The following is a 15428-nucleotide window of genomic DNA, read 5'->3' as shown; positions in this document are numbered from 1 at the left end:
GCAACGCCATTTTGTTTATCTGTAGAGGGTATTATAGCCTAACTTGTAGTTAATCAGTTAGTAATAGGTTAAAAAATTTGGAAATCTAAAAATTAAACTATATATTTAGTTAACCTTAAACTTAACCCGATTTATCATGAAAAAATTAGTTCTAACAGCGGCGTTGGCGTTGGTACTAGGCAGTAGCTATGCCCAAAGCGTTAAATTCTCATCGGCTACTCCTGTAGCTGGACAACCCTTATCTTTCGAATACGATGCCAAAGGAGGCAAACTGGACGGTTTGGCCAATGTGAAATGTGTGGCGCAAACCTTTGTAAACAAGAAACAAAAAGTAGTAAACATTGACCTTACCAAAGAGGGATCTGTTTACAAGGGCAGTTTTACCCCGGTTGACAGTACTGCAATTGCCGTGCTTACTTTTGCTGCGGATGGCACAAAAGACGACAATCCAAACGGTTATTATACACTTTTCTATCAAGGCGATAAACCAACTGCCATGGCCTATTATTGGGAATATTTTTATTATAACGGAATGGGCGCTGCATTGGCTGGTATTAAATCAGATAAAAGCAAAGCCTTGCAAGCTCTTGAAAATGCCTTCAAAATAGATCCAGCTATGAGAAAAACATATTTGATAGCCTACATGTCGTTACAGTATGGAATTGATAAGGTTGGTGGCGAAAAGATGATCGATGGGGAGATCGCCCAATTGAAAAAGATAACAAAACCAACGGAGATGGAAATGCAGGCTTTAGCTGGTTTATATACTGTAATTAAGAAAAAACCTTCAGCAGATTCTGTTAATAATTTAATATTAAGCAAGTACCCAATGGGGGTGTATGCCTATGGTCAAAAGGCAAATGCGTTTTATAGGGAAAAGGATCCTGTGAAGATGGAAGCCTTACTCAAAGGAATTATAGCCGAATTTAAGCTCGATCCTAATAAAAAAGCAGATGCCGAAAAAATAGAGGGTTTCTATGCACAATTGGCCAGTGTTTATGGTGCAGCTAAAAACAATGAGAAATTTGAATTCTATGCTAATAAAGTAACAAATAAAGTAAGCTTGGCAGGCATTTACAATAGTTTTGCCTGGGCCAACGCTGAAAAAAAGGAGAACGTCGAGTTTAGTGCGAAGATTTCCAAAAAATCGCTCGATCTATTAGAAGCTGCCAAAAATGATCCTATGCCGTCTTACTATGCCTCTAAAGAAAGTTACCTAAAAGGTATAGAAAGCAATTATGGCATGTATGCCGATACTTATGCCTTATTGCTCGATCATTTGGGCAAAAGCGCCGAAGCTTTGGTTTATCAAGAAAAAGCAGTGAGTGCATATGAGTTTAAAAATGCCGAGATGAATGAGCGTTATGTTACTTTCTTAAGGAAAAACGGCAAAAACGAAGAGGTTAAGAAATATGCAGAGAAATTCATTAAAGAAGGTCAGGGAACCGAACAGATGAAAGCCGATTTAAAGGCCGCTTATAAAGGTACTGAAGCTTTTGATGTCTACTACGCGGCCTTAGAAAAAGAAGCGCTTGCCAAAGAAAGAGCCAAGTTTGAGAAGGAAATGATCAAAAGACCAGCTCCGGCATTTGCCCTGATGAATTTAAAAGGAGAAAAAGTCGACTTGGCAAGCCTAAAAGGTAAGGTGGTTATTGTTGATTATTGGGCAACTTGGTGCGGACCGTGTGTTGCTTCCTTTCCAGGCATGCAAAAAGCAGTTGATAAATACAAAAACGATCCCAGTGTAGCGTTTTTGTTTGTTAACACTTGGCAAACAGAAGAAAATAGAGAAAAAGTAGTGAAAGACTTTTTGGCAACTACACCTTATACTTTTAACGTATTGCTCGACACAAAAAACAAGCAGGATCCGAGTAGGTTTGATGTGATCGATAGCTACAACATTAGTGGAGATGGAATTCCGCAAAAATATATCATCGATGGAGATGGGAATATCCGATTTAAGAAGGTAGGTTTTGGGGGCACTGCCGATGGAACCGTAAAAGAACTGGATATGATGATTGCGCTTGCCAGATCAGCAAATAAAGATAATGCCAAGAAATAAACAATGCATCGCTCAGTAATGGATGAACAGCGCTGCAGTTTGAATATTTATGGATGGTCTAATCCGTAGCAAGAGATTTTAGACAGTAAAATGCAGAGGCCCTGTTTCGATTTATATCGGGATCGGGCCTTTTGTTTGACCCTTTAAAAAGCTAGAGAAAACTAACTGAAAAGGGGATTATAAAATCCACGAAAACCAGTATTTTAACTTTGAGTTAATTGATTCAAATTTGTAAAGATGAAGAACCTTCTGGCCACTATTGGCTTTATTTTGATTTCGTTATTGCCTGCCTCTGCACAATTTCCTTTTACCAGGAAATACAATGCCGATAGTTTGGAGCTGGTCCTAAAAACCGAGAAATCGATGGAGGTTAAGGCAAGGCTCAATTACCTGCTGTCATTATATTGGTCGCTCATTGATGTAGAAAAAGCAAAGCCTTATTTGCAACAGGCCCAAAAAATTAAGGAGCAATCTCCTTTTCTGCATGCGGTTGCACCTTATTGCGAAGCTTATATCTGTTGGGACACAGATCCCGTGCGCAGCGAAGCGCTGTTTGTGCAAGTGAGCCAAACCATGGCGCGATTGAAAACCCCCGAGGCCTTTTTTTTAAGTGCAAAAAGCCTGCGTAACTATGCCTTGCATCAACAGGCAAAAGACGATGCCAAAGGCTATATAAATGCCTTGTTAAAGGCCATACCATTGGCCAAGCAGAGTAAAGACAGTACATTGGTTGGTATGCTTCACCAAGACGTTGCAATGACGTTTATGAACGATGAGCAGTTTGAAAAATCAGAAGAATACTATAAAACTGCCATTGCCTATTACCAAGGCAAAGGAACTCCCTATACAGATTTGGTAAAAGCATATGGATTACTCGTAGAGAATTATTCTTTTACGAGGAAAAACTTGGATCAGGCGAAGGTCATCCTCGATAAGGCGGCAAAGCAGTTGCAAGGGAAACCCATCACCGTGGCCAATACCGAATACTACCTGGCAGAAGGCATGTATTACAAAGCACTCAAGGACTACGAAAGCAGCCTAAAAAGTTTTGACAAAGGGATCGGGATGGCCAAAGGTATCCAGAATGCCTATATGGTAAAGCAAATGGCTTATCAGAAGTATTTCATCTACCAAGAACAACGGAACTATAAGGCCGCTCTAGCTACGCTCTTTGAATTTATGAATGCCGAGCCTAACCTGTCCATCCACAATAAGCAAAGGGTTTATTTCGACCTTTCAGAGACGTATGCGGGATTGGGCCAAGTACCAAAGGCCTATCAATGGCTTAAGCAATATTCTACCATTAGGGATAGCGTTTATGATGTAAACCTCAAGCAGGAGATAGGCGCTATGGAGGTGAAGTTTAAAAATGCAGAACACAAGAAGAAAATCGCTGAATTAGAAGCCGAGAAAAAGGAAGAGGCCCTTAAGGCGAAGAACAATAGGCTTTTCAATTGGCTGCTGGGTATAGGCTGCATGGCCTTGCTATTTGTGGCCCTATTTTCTTTCCTGCTCTACAGAAAGAGTAAGAGGCTTTCTGCGCAGCAGCTTAGGGAAATTGAACAACAACAAGAACTGAAACTAACACAAGCCATGTTGCAGGGCGAAGAGCGTGAAAGACAAAGGGTAGCGCGAGACCTGCATGATGGCATTGGAGGCCTTTTGGCCGGTATTAAGATAAATCTTTCAAGACAATCTAAAATGGAAAAACAGCAAAGCCTTGATGGAGTGATATTGCAAATAGACCACTCTGTAGCAGAATTACGTAGGATTGCCCGTAACATGATGCCCGAGAGCTTGCTTAGGGTGGGGCTGGAAGCTGCTTTACGCGATCTTTGCGAATCGCTGGAGAGCAACGAACTGCAACTAGAGTTCTTGGCTTATGGCCTTGGCCAAAATATGCCTGCCTCTACACAAGCCAATATTTACAGGATCGTGCAAGAAATCCTGTCAAATGCAGTGCGGCACGCCCAAGCTTCAAAAATAATGGTGCAATGCAGCCAAAATGAAGCTATTTTTCTCATCGATATAGAAGATAACGGCAAGGGCTTTGATACTTCAACCATTAACGAAGGAAACGGCATAGGTTTTAGCAACATCAAAAATAGGGTAGAATACCTCAAAGGAAAGATGGATGTTTCATCAACCATTGGTAAGGGAACATCGATCAATATCGAATTGAATATCGCTGAAGAAGTAAAAGGGTAGATGGAAGATGAAAATGGGAGAGGTAAGATGGAAAATGGAATAGGTAAGGCTGGCTAAGCAGCTCCGATGTCCGACTATCGACTACTCAGCTTTTGACTTCCAAAGCCGAAATGCATTCAATGCCTCGTCTCTCAACAGCTGCTTAATAGGCAACTTACGTTGGGCCATTGGTCGTTCGATCTCCTTATAGATGAACTGGTCGTCAAAATTGGCTTCAGCCGCATCTTCTTTGGTGTTGGCATAATAGATCGTTTCGATTTTTGCCCAATAAATGGCGCCGAGGCACATGGGGCAGGGTTCGCAACTGGTATACACTACGCAACCGCTCAAATCAAAAGTCTGCAGCTTTTTACAGGCCAAGCGAATGGCAGCTACCTCTGCATGTGCGGTAGGGTCATTGTTCAGGGCTACTTTGTTGGCACTTTTGGCCACCACTTTTCCGTCTTTTACAATCACGGCACCAAAAGGAGTTCCTATACTGTCTAATACATTTTTTTCAGACAGACGTATGGCCATCCGCATAAATTTTTCGTGTTCCATATCAAATTTCAAGCAAAAAAAATGCCCCGATTGCTCGGAGCATTTAGGATGTAGCCTTTGGCTATTATTTTTTGTCTTTGCTGTAAGCTTCGTTCAGTCCTTTTAATACTTCGCTGGTTACATCAAGGCTTTCGTCTGCAAATAAAATGGTGCTGCCTTTTGTATAGGTTAATACCATTTTATAGCCTTTGGTCTTCGAGTAGCCTTTTAAGTATTCGGTTACTTTGTTGTATAAAGCTTCCTGCTCTTTGGCATTTTCATTTTGAAGGGCTGCACCGGCATTTTGCTGGTAAGCCTGTAGTTCTTGTTGCTTACGGGCCAATCTTTGCTCTGTGGCAGCTCTTTGGTCGGCAGAAAGGGTGTTTTGTTGCTGTTGGTATTGTTGTACCTCGCGTTGAAACGCCTGGCTCTTTGCATTCAGGTCGGCATCTGCTGCTTTGCCTTTGGTTTCCATCTTGGTTTTAATCTCTTTGGCAAGCTCGTATTTGGTCAACAATGAATCAGAGTTCACATATACGATTTTTTCGTCAGCCGATACCGTAGCGGTACTGGTTTTTGCTGGAGTGGTTTCGGTTTTGTTGTCTTTATTTCCGCACGCAGCCATCACAGAAACAATAGCCGTTGCAGTTAGCAAGCTTCCTAATTTTAAGGTTGTTATCTTCATTTAATTTTAATTTTCTGATTTATATCTAAAGATTGAACGTTCTTGATTTTCACTTTATTACTTCGCCGTTCGTTTCAAAAGATCAGGTTCGAATTGGTTAAATTTTAGCAAATATAAAAATCAAAACCGACTATCCTAAAAACAAGCATTTTTTAATCATTTTTATACGATTTTAACACTCAAATAGTTATCCACATCTGCCTTAATTCGGCAAAAAATGGTTATTTTTGATTCTTTAAGTATTAAACAAAATTATGAGCGAAGAAAAAGATCCAAAGTCAAATTATTCGGCAGATAATATACAGGTTTTAGAAGGTTTAGAGGCTGTTCGTAAGCGTCCTTCCATGTATATTGGTGATACTGGAGTTAAGGGTTTGCACCACTTGGTTTATGAGGTGGTAGACAACTCGATTGATGAGGCGTTGGCAGGTTACTGTACAGACATTTTTGTCACCATTCATAAAGGCAATTCAATTACCGTAGAAGATAATGGCCGTGGTATTCCAACGGGCATCAATACAAAAGAAGGCAAATCGGCATTGGAAATCGTAATGACGGTTTTGCACGCCGGTGGTAAATTCGATAAAGATACCTATAAAGTATCGGGCGGTTTGCACGGTGTGGGTGTGAGTTGCGTTAACGCGCTTTCGATCCATGTGAAGACCGTAGTTCACCGCGAAGGCAAAATCTTTACCCAAGAGTACGAAAGAGGCAAGCCTTTGTTTGACGTAAAGGAAATCGGTGTTTCCGATAAAACCGGTACGATCCAAACTTTCCAGCCAGATGCAGAGATCTTTACCCAAACTACTGAATATCGTTACGACACCCTAGCTGGCCGTTTGCGCGAACTTGCTTTCTTGAACAAAGGAATCAGCCTAACGTTAACCGACGAGCGTGAAACCAATGAAGATGGCACTTTCCTTTCGGAAGTTTTCAAATCTGAAGGTGGTTTAAAAGAATTTGTTCAGTTTTTAGATGGCACACGTCCGTCGTTAATTCCTGAGCCTATTTATGTAGAAGGCATCAAAAGTGGCATTCCGGTTGAGTTGGCCATGCAGTACAACGACAGCTACTCGGAGAATGTACACTCTTATGTAAACAATATCAATACCCACGAAGGTGGTACGCACATTGCAGGTTTCAGACGTGGTTTAACCCGTACGTTGAAAGCTTATGCCGAAAAATCGGGCTTGCTTAAAAACGTAAAATTTGAGATTACCGGCGACGACTTTAGAGAAGGCTTAACAGCCGTAGTTTCGGTTAAGGTACAAGAACCTCAGTTTGAAGGGCAGACCAAAACCAAATTAGGTAACTCTGAGGTGATGGGTGCAGTTGATGTAGCCGTGGGCGAAGCATTGGGTAACTATTTGGAAGAAAATCCGAAAGAAGCCAGAATGATCGTTAACAAGGTGATTTTAGCCGCTACAGCACGTGCTGCCGCGCGCAAGGCGAGGGAAATGGTACAGCGCAAGAGCGTTATGGGCGGTTCTGGTTTGCCAGGAAAATTGGCCGATTGCTCTGATTCTGATCCAGAAAAATGCGAATTGTACCTGGTGGAGGGTGACTCGGCGGGTGGTACCGCCAAACAGGGCCGCGACCGTAATTTCCAAGCGATCTTGCCATTGAAAGGAAAGATCCTGAATGTGGAGAAAGCCATGGAGCATAAGATTTACGAGAACGACGAGATCAAGAACATGTTTACCGCGCTTGGCGTAAGTATAGGCACGGAAGAAGATGACAAAGCTTTAAACTTGAGCAAACTTCGCTACCATAAAATCATTATCATGACGGATGCTGATATTGACGGATCGCATATTACCACACTGATCCTCACTTTCTTCTTCCGTTACATGAAGAGCTTGATCGAAGCGGGTTATGTATACATTGCAGCCCCACCGCTGTATCAAGTTAAAAAAGGCAAGGAGTTTGAATATTGCTGGAATGATCAACAACGTGATGCTGCGGTACAGCGTTTAAAAGGTGCGGGTAAGGAAGAAAGCGTTCACATCCAACGCTATAAAGGTTTGGGAGAGATGAACGCAGAACAGCTTTGGGAAACAACCTTAGATCCGGCTAACCGTACCTTGTTAAAAGCCACCATCGAAAATGCAGCAGAGTGCGATCATACCTTCTCTATGCTAATGGGTGATGAAGTTGCACCACGCAGAGAGTTTATTGAGCGTAATGCCAAATATGCAAAAATAGACGCCTAACAGGCTAGTCTACAGTTGATAGTCCAGGCTATCCACTTGAAAATAAAGAACCCTCCTTGCCAAAGCTCGGAGGGTTTGTTGTTTATTAGGAGTAAAGAATGTGGCTTTGTTGTCTGTATTACAGGATGTAGTAAGAGCCAATTGGTGCCATTTCGGCATGTGGCTTGTCTTCATATAACTTATTATCGTCAAGCATTTGGCACAGGTCTTTTTCTATATTCCTGCAAATGGTCGTTGTAGGCGTATCGGTTGGCTTGTTCTCAAATGGATCCTGTAGATGCACGGCCATCTTTTCTACCAGTAAAAAGAAAGTGGCAATGGCAATTACTACAGGGACCTCCATATAGCCAAAATACTCGATCAGGCCGAAGGGAAGCAACACAATAAACAAATGGATAGACATGTTGATGTACTTGCTGTAGGTAACCGGAAAAATGGTATTCTTGATCCTTTCAGAACCGCCCATGTGGTTGCACAAAGCCGTAATGGTTTTGTCGATCTCAATTTGTTGGTATTGATTGATCCAACCTTCTATCAGGGCTTTCTTCAGGTCCATGGCATGGAGTTCCAATAAGGCCACGGTTACATTGCGTTGTTTTTTAATAAATTGCAGCTCCTCTTTATCGAGGTACCTTTCTAACCCTTTGGCGGCACTATGCCCCCTCAAAGACTGGCTTAGGGCAAAGCACCAGGCAATCTGTCGTTTAATAAAGCGGCTTTTGAACTGCTCGATTTCGTCTAAACCATAAGGATTGTCGACAAAAGAAAGGATCTGACGGCCCAGTGATCTCGAATCGTTTACGATGGCACCCCAAAGAATTCGGGCTTCCCACCAGCGGTCATAAGCCTGGTTAGACCTAAAGGCTAATAACAGGGAAATAATTGTACCTAAAAGTGCTGGAACAGCCACAGGGATGGAGATGCGCGTAACATGGAAGTTTTCATAAAGCACCACAATGCCAATCGAATAACTGATGACAAAGAAGAGCTCTTTTTTAATCTTTCCAAAAATGTAAGTAAAGGGAATATTGTTTCGTAACAGCATAAAAATTAAGTTTAATTAGGCGCTTAAGGCTTTAACAGCTTCTTTTGGCATCCTGGTTTCAAATAAGTTGTCGCCAATGGCGATATCGCTAATGTTCAGTTCAAATACTTTGCATCCAGAACGCATAATCAGGTATTTTGGATCGATGCTGTATTTGTTCAAAGGGCAGAAGTTGTAATCCTGGGGATAGGCAATGGCATCAACCTGTAAAGCTTCAATCAAATTCTTGAAGGCCACCAAAGTACTGCCGTAGAAATATTCGATGCCGATTTTCCCAATCCTGTTGGTATATTTTTCTTTGTAATGATCCATTTGTGCATAAAACTCGTTGCTTACGTTCTCATAGTCTCTGCTTCTTCTGCTCAGCATCAGCATATCGGTGATGGAATCAGAAAGCTTAAAGGCATGAAGAAAAATAATATTGAGCTCGTTACAGTTTTGGGTCAATAAAAAAGCATCGATGATCTTTGTGCTTTCGGGATTGAAGTCGGTGGGTACGAGTAGGGTTTTCATGGTCTTATCTTGTTTTAAGTGATCGATTAAATGATTGATACAAGATTAGCCCAAGAAAATTATAGCCGTATAAGAGCGAGATTAGAATGAGATTAGAATTTAGCTCATGGTTTATGGTCGATGGTTAATAGTTCATAGTCTTGTATTGTCACCTTTTAAGAATGCGTCATGCCGGACCTGATCCAGCATCCTTACTCGAGATAGACGATTTGATGAACTAAATAATCGGCAATATCACCTTAATCGTGGTACCAATGGCTTCTTGCGATTGAATGGCAATGCTGCCCCTATGCAGGCGGATGATGTTTAGCGAAAGCGGCAAGCCTACGCCATAACCTTTAAAATTTGAGGTATTGGAAGCCCGGTAAAAAGGCTCGAAAATATGCTGGATATCATCTTGGGGGATCCCAATTCCCTGATCAGCCACGGCAATCGTCAAGAGGTGGCCATTACTCTCCAAACTTACCTGAACAGGTTTGTTATCGGAATATTTGCAGGCATTGCTTACAATATTGGTGATGGCCAGCTTGATCAAATTCCTATTGGCCTTTAAGGTTACATCCTCTTCGTTGGCGGGCAATTTGCTGAAATCGATCTCTATCAAGCTTTCTGGATGTACCTGGTGTACCGATTCCTTGATCTCCCAAATCAGTTCATCCATCCTTACCTCTTCTCGCGGCTGAACTTTGCCGTTAAAACCCGACTGCGCCAAACCCAATAAACTGGTTAAAATATGTTCCAATCTTTCGGCTTCGTCTTTGATTTTTATGAGCGCCTTGTTTTGTTCGGGAGAACTTTCTCCAACTTTTAAGGCCAGTTCAACCTCGCCACTGATAATGGTAAGCGGGGTACGCAGCTCGTGCGAGGCATTGCTGATGAAGTTGTTTTGCGTTTCGAATGCAGTTTCCAATCGGTTGAGCATATTGTTAAAGGTCTGTGCCAATTGCGACATCTCATCGCTGCCTTTTTTAACATCAAGCCTTAAGTGGAGGTTTTCGGCCTTGATTTTCTTTACGCTCTTGATAACTTTACGCAAGGGATCGAGCATGTAGTTGGAGAATTTCCAGCCTACTATAAAGGAAAGAACGATGGAAAGAAAGAAGCCGGCAAACAGGATTTGCTGCAGGTCTTTTAATTCCCTAAAGCCAAAAGGATCATTGGCAGAAATAATAACGATATAGTTTTTGCCATTGCTCTTAAAGAACTTCCCGGCGTAGAATTGGTTCTCCTTGCGGTAACGTGCCATTTTGCCGGCACTAATTTTATCAAAAAAGCTTTCGGGAAGCTTTAATTCCTGTTTGGCCTTTCCTTGTTGGCTATCTTCGATAATGAGTTCCTTTTCAGATGACAGGCGTTCCAAATATTGGTTACGCATCTTGGCATATACGCTATTGTTCTCGTCGTCAAATAATTTGATTTGTGCGGTAATGTTTACCCTGGCTTCTAATCGTTTGTAAAAATCCTCAAAAGCAAATTCGTTAGAAAAATACCAAACAAAGCCACTGAGCAAAGAAATGATAATGGCCGAAAGGATAGCAAAAAGGAAGGTGATTTTTTTGGCAATGCTCATTTATTTTTCTTTTAAAACATAGCCCAGGCCCACTGCGGTATGAATGAGCTTTTGTGAAGCGTCTTTGTCAATCTTCTTGCGCAAATAGTTTACATATACATCAACCACGTTGGTGCCCAAGTTAAAATCAATATCCCAAACATTTTCTAGGATATCAATTCTCGATAGTATTTTCGATTTGTTCTTGGCCATGTATTCGAGCAAACGGTATTCGGTAGCGGTTAGTGTAATTTCTGTTTCTTTGCGTTTAACGCTCTTGGCGGTCAGGTTGAGCTGCAGATCGGCAATGCTGATGATCTGGTCTTGGCTTGCCATTCCATTGTAGCGTCTTAACAAGGTACGGATCCTGGCAAAGAGCTCGGCAAATTTAAAAGGCTTGATGAGATAGTCGTCGGCACCATTGTCAAGGCCGTTTACTACGTTTTCAGTCGTTCCCAAAGCCGTTAACATGAGGATAGGAACGTTGGGCTTGCTGTTTTTGATCAGCTTGCACAGTTCCAATCCATTGATGCCTGGGAGCATGATATCCAAAATAATCAGGTCGAAGTGATTGTTGATGGCCATATTTAGGCCGATTTGTCCATCGGGTGCTACGCTTACGCTAAATCCTTCATCTGTCAAACCTCTCGACACAACCGATACCACACTAGGCTCATCTTCAACAAGTAATAAATTCATCGGCTGGCAAATAATCTAAAAATCGGTAAATAACAAAATCTATGGGCAAATGTTTAGCAAATTGAATGTCTTTTTAACGTAAATCAGACATTTTTGTTTGCAAAGAGCATAAAAAAGCCTCTTGGCTGTTTTAACCAAAAGGCTTGTCTGTTTTTTAAAGACGGTAATTATCCTCCTTTTTCAGATTTCTCCTTCAAAAATTTAAGGCCATCTTCAAAGTCTTTTCCGATCATTTTGTCCATGCTTACAAAGACGCACATCCATTTGCTGATGAGGTTGTTTTCGCCACTCATGGTCCAGGTTACTTTTTGGCTGCTGCCTTCAGGCTGGATGTCGAATTTGGTATCGGCAATGCTTTCGAATGGCTTGATGAACTTTAATTCGATATCAACCATTTTCGATGGCTCGGCTTTGATGATTTTCATCTGGCCTGTACCGGTTTCTTTGCCTTCCCATGCATACAGCTGGCCTGGCTGTGCAACTGGGCCACTTACGGTTACTTTTGCACTAGGCTCCATTTTAGACCATGGGTTCCATTTTGTAAACTCGTTAAAATCGGCAATGTTTTTGTAAATCACCGTATCTGGTGCATTAATTACCGTACTGCGGGTTACGGTATAGGTTTTTGGCAGAAACAAACCGCCAACAACAATGATAATAATGAATACGGCGATAATCGCCACAAGAACTTTAAGAAATTTCATATTTGTATTTGTTTGGTTTACTTAAAGTTAATGATAATGCAATTTAAAATGCAATCTTTTTTCGAAGCAGATAAAGCCGTTTATTTCTTTACAGGAGCGCCTTTTAAATTTAAATCTTCAAGTTCGGTTCTTATGTTTTTCATGAAAGTTCGGCCTGGATCTCGTTTGTCTGAATGATAATAAGGATCGGATTCTCGCCAAACAGGAGTGTTCTTAAACCAGGTATGCTCATAATGGCCAATGAGGTATTGGATCTTGTATTTCTTGCAAAGATAGCGCACCAGGCTTTCATTTGCCTTTAATTGGGCTGCGGTGAGCGGGTGATTATCGCTTCCCACATTTTCTACCCCAATTGCACAGTAGTTGAGGCCAATAACATGGCGTGCAAAAACGGTATCTGGCAATAATTGATAAATAGTGCCGTCGCGATCTACGAGGTAATGCGAAGAAACATTAAGCCTACTGGCATTTGCTAAGGCCTTACGTCCAGTTAAGATAGACTTATTGAATGCATTATAAGTGCCCATTAGGCTGGTAGAGGCCGTCCAATGAAGCACGATCATGCTGGGCTTGATGCTTGGCGTAATCTGGTTTAGCAGATGTCTTTTCTTGAGGTATTCCAATGACAGCTGCGTCCGTGTCTGATCAAATACAATTGGCTTTTGGATGATCTTGATCTGTTGGCCAAAAGCCAAAAAAGGCGTTAAAAAGAAAAAGAATAAAAGTCTTCGGATAAGTTGCATGCAGAATTTGGGAGCGGTTTATTTGTAAAACCTCAATAGTCTTTTTTGGTAGTCGATTTTGGTTTGGTACTCCATTAAAATATCGCCACCAATAATGCCTACAATAGCAGGATGCCCTAATTGCAGGTAAGTATCATTTACGCTTTGCAGGTCTAAAGCTACGCTTGGATAGGATTTTAAGGTAAGTCCACCAATTTTAAGTTTTGGAATAACTCCCAACAGCGTAGTAGAGGTGCTAAATATAGTAGCGGCCTGCGTCTCTTCGCTAACCGATAGGTCTTTGATGTTTTTTTCCATCAGGCCTTTATCAAACACGCTTCGCGAGGCGCCGGTATCTACTACGGCAAATTGCTTTTCTCCAAAAACAACAATTTCCACCAAAAGGTGGAAACCGTCGTCTTGTAAATTGATTAAGGTCAAGGGAACCGTGATTGTTCTCATATTTTTGTTTGTCATTCAGCGCGAAGAACCTATAGAGATAGGTTCCTCGTTCCTCGGAATGACAAAATGTTGGTGACGGTAAAAAATTAGATCAAATTCATTTCTGCCAATACATTGTTCATGTTGCGAACGGCATCGGCACTTTTGTTAAAAGCGGCTTGCTCGGCATCGTTTAGTTTGTAATCGATGATTTTTTCCCAGCCATTACGGCCAACAATTACCGGAACACCTAAACAAATATCTTTCTGGCCATACTCGCCATCTAAAGCTACGCAGCAAGTGAATAGTTTTTTCTCGTCGCGTACAATGGCCTCTACTAAAGCTGCACCTGCCGCACCTGGAGCATACCAGGCTGAAGTACCCAATAAGCCGGTTAAGGTAGCGCCGCCCACCATGGTATCGGCAGCCACTTTGGCTAAGGTAGCCTCATCCAATAATTCGCTAACTGGCAAACTTTGGTAAGTGGCGTAACGGGTTAGGGGGATCATAGTCGTATCGCCATGGCCACCAATTACAAAGCCTTGCAAATCGTTAGAATTGCAGCCTAAGGCAACGCTTAAATAATATTTGAAACGTGAGCTATCTAAGGTGCCGCCCATACCGATGATACGGTTTTTAGGAAGTCCCAAAGATTTGAGCGCCAAGTAGGTCATGGTATCCATTGGATTGCTGATCACCACAATAATGGCATCAGGAGAGTATTTTAAGATATTCTCAGCTACACCTTTTACAATGCCCGCATTAATGCCGATCAGCTCTTCGCGGGTCATCCCAGGTTTGCGGGGCAAGCCCGAAGTGATTACGGCAACTGCCGAACCAGCTGTTTGGCTGTAATCGTTGGTTACTCCTTTAATTTTAGTGTCGAAACCTAATAAAGTCGCAGTTTGCATCATGTCGATGGCCTTGCCTTCTGCAAATCCTTCTTTGATGTCTAATAATACTAACTCTTCGGCTAATTCTTTTCTCGCAATGTTGTCTGCACAGGTGGCCCCAACGGCGCCAGCACCTACTACCGTTATCTTCATTTTTTTATTTATATTTTGGATAGAAAATGTTTATATGCCGAAGTTATAGAATTGCATCAGTTTAAAAAAGGCTTTAATGAATTTAGTTGCGTTTTGATGAGGTATTAATGTGGGAATAATTTAATTTTAGTTAACGAATATTTTAGGTCTTAATCTATTGCGAACGATTGATCACCAACAAAAATTCGGCCTTAATGCTTAGGTATATGATTTTAAAAAGAATTGCTTGGTTAAGTTTTTGGTCTATCTGCTGTTTTGGCATCATCACCCTTGCAACCGCTAGTTTAGAGGCTGATGTTGATGGAACCGACGATTATGGCTTTCCTTTGCAGTTTTCAAGAACCGGAGGGAACTTTCGGAATGAAATAACCGGAGAACATCAAGGTGCTAATGATTTTAACCTATTGCCTTTAATTGTGGACGTATTGTTTGCTGTTTTTCTAGTCTTAATCATTCGGTTCATTGTGATCAGATACAAGCGCTCCAGAAAAGTAAAGGACGCCTAAAGAAAGTAAATTTCTAAAACTTCTGTACATCCCAATGGTTAAACTTACATGGAAAATGTAACAGAAAATCAGCCGATTACTCGGATCGACTATTCGGCTTATGCTGGAAAATGGTATTCATTGTATTCTATTCCAACCATGTTAGACAAACATTGGAAGCAGACCATAGAAAATTACACCTTGGTAGACGATGAACATTTTGAAGTGCTCACCACATATCATAAAGACGGAAAGCCGGAAGAAAAATCAATCACTTCGAAATTGTTCTTCGATGTGCACAAGCCAGATGGCGATATGAAGGCGCAGTTTTGGTGGCCCTTTAAAATCGGCTATTGGGTAATAGAACTGGCCGATGATTACAGTTATGTGGTGGTAGGACACCCCGATAAAAAGTATCTCTTTATCATGAGCAGGGAGCCTCAGATAGATGAAGACTTACTGGCTGCTATCGTTGAGCGCTGCAGGCAAATGGGCTATGAAACCGATAAATTGGTGAGTCAGGAGCATTCCTAAGAG

At 41.6% G+C, this 15428-nt stretch carries 15 protein-coding genes; 5 read left to right on the top strand and 10 right to left on the bottom strand.

The features are described from left to right. The first annotated feature begins 136 nt into the window (after positions 1 to 136). Both AC570H_RS12155 and AC570H_RS12150 read left to right on the top strand, forming a co-directional pair. The gene (locus AC570H_RS12155; RefSeq protein WP_497355151.1) at positions 137 to 2062 is read left to right on the top strand and encodes a redoxin domain-containing protein; all 1926 of its coding nucleotides are present in this window, start codon (positions 137 to 139) and stop codon (positions 2060 to 2062) included. A 237-nt stretch (positions 2063 to 2299) separates the two neighbouring features. Beyond that, on the top strand, positions 2300 to 4270 hold the full coding sequence (locus tag AC570H_RS12150; protein WP_497355149.1) for a tetratricopeptide repeat-containing sensor histidine kinase: 1971 nt from the start codon (positions 2300 to 2302) through the stop codon (positions 4268 to 4270). A gap of 81 nt (positions 4271 to 4351) precedes the next feature. Here AC570H_RS12150 and AC570H_RS12145 read toward each other — a convergent pair whose 3' ends face one another. Both AC570H_RS12145 and AC570H_RS12140 read right to left on the bottom strand, forming a co-directional pair. Beyond that, the gene (locus AC570H_RS12145) at positions 4352 to 4810 is read right to left on the bottom strand and encodes a nucleoside deaminase (protein WP_497355147.1); all 459 of its coding nucleotides are present in this window, start codon (positions 4808 to 4810) and stop codon (positions 4352 to 4354) included. 64 nt (positions 4811 to 4874) lie between these two features. Beyond that, positions 4875 to 5474, bottom strand: a complete 600-nt coding sequence (locus tag AC570H_RS12140) for an OmpH/Skp family outer membrane protein (protein WP_497355145.1) — start codon at positions 5472 to 5474, stop codon at positions 4875 to 4877. A gap of 254 nt (positions 5475 to 5728) precedes the next feature. Here AC570H_RS12140 and gyrB point away from each other — a divergent pair, with 254 nt between their 5' ends. After that, on the top strand, positions 5729 to 7687 hold the full coding sequence (gyrB, locus tag AC570H_RS12135; protein WP_497355143.1) for a DNA topoisomerase (ATP-hydrolyzing) subunit B: 1959 nt from the start codon (positions 5729 to 5731) through the stop codon (positions 7685 to 7687). Positions 7688 to 7805: 118 nt separating this feature from the next. On the opposite strand, the gene AC570H_RS12130 is transcribed toward gyrB, so the two are convergent. From AC570H_RS12130 to mdh, 8 genes are all read right to left on the bottom strand, one after another. Then, complete coding sequence (locus tag AC570H_RS12130) at positions 7806 to 8732, bottom strand: bestrophin family protein (RefSeq protein WP_497355141.1); 927 nt, start codon at positions 8730 to 8732, stop codon at positions 7806 to 7808. A 15-nt stretch (positions 8733 to 8747) separates the two neighbouring features. Next, entirely contained in the window at positions 8748 to 9245 is a 498-nt protein-coding gene (locus AC570H_RS12125) for a P-loop NTPase family protein (protein WP_497355139.1), read from the bottom strand. Positions 9246 to 9462: 217 nt separating this feature from the next. Continuing rightward, positions 9463 to 10815 (bottom strand): HAMP domain-containing sensor histidine kinase, encoded by a 1353-nt coding sequence (locus AC570H_RS12120; protein ID WP_497355137.1) that lies wholly within the window; start codon positions 10813 to 10815, stop codon positions 9463 to 9465. Then, complete coding sequence (locus AC570H_RS12115; protein ID WP_497355135.1) at positions 10816 to 11493, bottom strand: response regulator transcription factor; 678 nt, start codon at positions 11491 to 11493, stop codon at positions 10816 to 10818. 167 nt (positions 11494 to 11660) lie between these two features. After that, the gene (locus AC570H_RS12110; protein ID WP_497355133.1) at positions 11661 to 12197 is read right to left on the bottom strand and encodes an SRPBCC family protein; all 537 of its coding nucleotides are present in this window, start codon (positions 12195 to 12197) and stop codon (positions 11661 to 11663) included. Between the two features lie 80 nt (positions 12198 to 12277). After that, entirely contained in the window at positions 12278 to 12940 is a 663-nt protein-coding gene (locus AC570H_RS12105; protein ID WP_497355131.1) for a peptidoglycan recognition protein family protein, read from the bottom strand. Positions 12941 to 12958: 18 nt separating this feature from the next. Further along, a complete protein-coding gene (locus AC570H_RS12100; RefSeq protein WP_497355129.1) occupies positions 12959 to 13381 on the bottom strand; it encodes a retropepsin-like aspartic protease in 423 nt (140 codons plus the stop codon). Between the two features lie 86 nt (positions 13382 to 13467). Further along, positions 13468 to 14406, bottom strand: a complete 939-nt coding sequence (mdh, locus tag AC570H_RS12095; RefSeq protein ID WP_497355127.1) for a malate dehydrogenase — start codon at positions 14404 to 14406, stop codon at positions 13468 to 13470. A 206-nt stretch (positions 14407 to 14612) separates the two neighbouring features. On the opposite strand from mdh, the gene AC570H_RS12090 reads away from it, so the two are divergent. Then, positions 14613 to 14912, top strand: a complete 300-nt coding sequence (locus AC570H_RS12090; RefSeq protein WP_497355125.1) for a hypothetical protein — start codon at positions 14613 to 14615, stop codon at positions 14910 to 14912. A gap of 48 nt (positions 14913 to 14960) precedes the next feature. Next, complete coding sequence (locus AC570H_RS12085; protein ID WP_497355123.1) at positions 14961 to 15425, top strand: lipocalin family protein; 465 nt, start codon at positions 14961 to 14963, stop codon at positions 15423 to 15425. Positions 15426 to 15428: the final 3 nt, after the last annotated feature.

The organism is Pedobacter sp. B4419, from assembly GCF_059693725.1.
The sequence above is the reverse complement of the archived record's forward strand: the minus strand, read 5'-3'. Positions and strand labels throughout refer to the sequence as shown.